Consider the following 2771-nt stretch of genomic DNA (forward strand, 5'->3'; position numbering starts at 1 on the left):
TGCGGAGCCTAAGGAGTAGCGCAGCTATCTGAAAGTTTCTTTGGTTCTTTCTTTTCAAAGAAAGAACAGTCACTCACTGTAGGGTAAAGATTAAACGAACGATTAAAACTTTAAGAATAAGGATGACCAGACAGCGACTATTGAATCATTTTAAGACCGAAGACTGGCTTGCAGTAGCAGCCGGGCTGTTAATCATGCTCCTCGCCATTGCGATGCCCGATTGGATGCCCGTTTTACCCAAGACACTCGACACCATCAGCAGCTGGCAGAACATCATAATACTTTTAGCCGGCCTATTCGTCATCGTGTACAGCGCATGCAAGACACTCGGACGGCCGACGCGAGGGATACTGCCCTCGCTGCTCGTGATATTCGCCGTAGCTTTGGGAGCGCAATACGTCGCCACATCGCCCGTCATAAAAGAAACCACCGGCCTCGAAAGCGTATTCTTCGCCGTAGCCTTCGGCTTGCTCATCAGCAACACCATCGGCGTGCCCAAATGGATGCGGCCCGCCTTGCAGAGCGAATTTTACGTAAAGATCGGCCTCGTGCTGCTCGGGACAACCGTGATATTCGGAGAAATTATGCAAGCCGGAGCCCTGGGATTGATACAGGCATTGGTCGTGGTTTTCTGCGTATGGAACTTCGGCTACTGGATCGCCCGGAAACTCGGCGTAGACAGGGAGATGTCCACGATGCTGGCCAGCGCAGTCTCTATTTGCGGCGTTTCTGCTGCTATTGCTACCTGCGGCGCGATCAAAGGCGACAGCAAGAAACTCTCATACGTGATCTCGTTAGTGTTAGTCGTGGCGATACCCATGATGTACTTCATGCCATATTTAGCCCAGTGGATGGGGCTGTCGCCCGAAGTGGGGGGAGCCTGGATGGGCGGCACCATCGACACCACGGGAGCAGTGGTGGCATCCGGCTCCGTGCTGGGCGAGACCGCGGCGAAATACAGCGTGATCGTCAAATTCTCGCAGAACGTGCTGCTGGGATTGGCGGCCTTCGCCATCTCGATCTACTGGTCGTACAAAGGGAAAGATCACCGCGAAAAGCCGACGGTGGGCGTGCTGTGGGAACGCTTTCCGAAATTCGTGCTGGGCTTTGTGCTCGCCTCGCTGATTTTCAGTTTCGCCATGCCACTCGAAACGGCCAAAAGCGTGGGCGGCGTGACTAAAAATCTGCAAAATGCGTTTTTCGCGATCGCGTTCGTATGTATCGGCCTGGAAACCCGATTCAAAGATATTTTCAATAAAAATTTCAAAAAGCCGCTGTGGGGCTTTTTGATCGCTCAGGCATTCAATATCGTGCTGACCTTGATTGTAGCCTACCTGTTATTCGCCCATGTGAGCGATTAGCTTGGTTGCGGCACGACTTGGGCAAAGCGGCGAACCTCTCCACCGAGGTTCGCCGCTTGCTGTTATCGCCGAGGAAACGCTGAGGCAACGCCGAACAAGAGGCTACCGATCTTTCGTATCCTGCGGCACGATGATCGGGAGGCTGCCCGGCAGACATTCGATATCCAGCGGGAAATCCGGCCCTTTTTCCCCGTCGATGTCGCTCGTAGGCTGGTCGTTTTCGATGTGCAGTTTCCGTGTCTGGAAATAGACGATGTCGCTGGGATAGACCGAGTTTTTCTTCTTTACCAGGAAATGGAACACGTTTTTGATGCTTTCCACGATATTTTCGCCCCGGATAATCAAAACGTCCAACAGTCCGTCTTCCGCGCTGGAATGTTTGGCCAGTTTCAGGTTCCCCGCTGTACGTCCGTTGAAGACCAGCAGCAGCAGACAGCTTCCCCGGAACGACGTTTCGTCGGCCGTTATCTCGATATTCATTTTGCGGAACGACGGCAATTCGCCGATGCTGCTGAAATAATAGGCCAGTTTGCCGAAAGTGTTTTTGAGCGCTGTCGGGGTTTTTTGCGACACTTCCGTGAACAGGCCGCAGCTCAGGACGTTGATAAAATAGCGGTCATTGACGCGGCCCATATCTAAGTACTGCACTTTGCCGTTCAGAATGGCGCGGCAGGCGTCGTTCAGGTTGTTGGGCATCCCGATCAGATGGGCGAAGTCGTTTGCGGTTCCCATCGGCAGGATGGCGATCGGTACGGTGACGTTCCGGTGTTTGAGGTAGTTGACCAGCCGGTTGATGGTGCCGTCTCCTCCGGCAGCCAGCAGGTGATCCGGTCGGAGCTGTGCGATCAATTCGGCCAGGTGCGACAATCCTCGTTCGCGGGTGATACGGAACAGCGTCAGCACATATCCGGCCCGTTGGTAGTGCATGGAGATCCGGTCGAGTTGGGCGACGGTCTGCGCCTCGCCCGATACGGGATTATATAGGAATATAACGTTCTTCATACCGTTTTACGTTACATGTCAATCGGTACAATCCATTACCGTAGGTTTTATTGTACGACCCTGTTTGAGGGAACTGTTCTCTTTAACTTCGTTATGCTCGTTTTCCTCGCGCTATCTCGGCATAGTCCGCAAGCCCGTTTTGCTCTTGCTGGCAGCGTCGATTCTGAAGAAAAGGTACCCAAAAGACTTTCAGATAGCTGCGCTACTCCTTAGGCTCCTCAGCCCTCTTGCATTGAGTTTTCTTTGGGATGTGGCAATAGCGGGCATAAAGCGTTATTTACCTAAGTGCCCGCTATTGCTCACACCCCAAACGAATCGGAAACAAGGGTACCCGGCAGGCTCAAGAGATGCGAAGCATCTCAAAAAGTTTGGCTTCGCCTTCCTCCTGGCGCCTCGGCCATTCGAGCA

2 protein-coding genes are annotated in these 2771 nt (G+C 53.2%); one reads left to right on the forward strand and one right to left on the reverse strand.

Translation table 11 applies throughout. The features are described from left to right. Positions 1-122: 122 nt before the first annotated feature. Positions 123-1361 (forward strand): putative sulfate exporter family transporter, encoded by a 1239-nt coding sequence (locus Q0Z93_RS10085; protein WP_298065166.1) that lies wholly within the window; start codon positions 123-125, stop codon positions 1359-1361. 102 nt (positions 1362-1463) lie between these two features. On the opposite strand, the gene Q0Z93_RS10090 is transcribed toward Q0Z93_RS10085, so the two are convergent. Continuing rightward, on the reverse strand, positions 1464-2363 hold the full coding sequence (locus tag Q0Z93_RS10090; protein WP_298065169.1) for a YegS/Rv2252/BmrU family lipid kinase: 900 nt from the start codon (positions 2361-2363) through the stop codon (positions 1464-1466). Positions 2364-2771 lie beyond the last annotated feature (408 nt).

It is taken from the genome of uncultured Rikenella sp., assembly GCF_947628055.1.
In the GTDB taxonomy this organism is placed as follows: Bacteria; Bacteroidota; Bacteroidia; order Bacteroidales; family Rikenellaceae; genus Rikenella.

What these genes read in the sequence shown, in the direction of transcription:
- Q0Z93_RS10090 (WP_298065169.1), bottom strand. Translation starts at nt 2,363, where the DNA reads ATGAAGAACGTTATATTCCTATATAATCCCGTATCGGGCGAGGCGCAG.
- Q0Z93_RS10085 (WP_298065166.1), top strand. Translation starts at nt 123, where the DNA reads ATGACCAGACAGCGACTATTGAATCATTTTAAGACCGAAGACTGGCTT.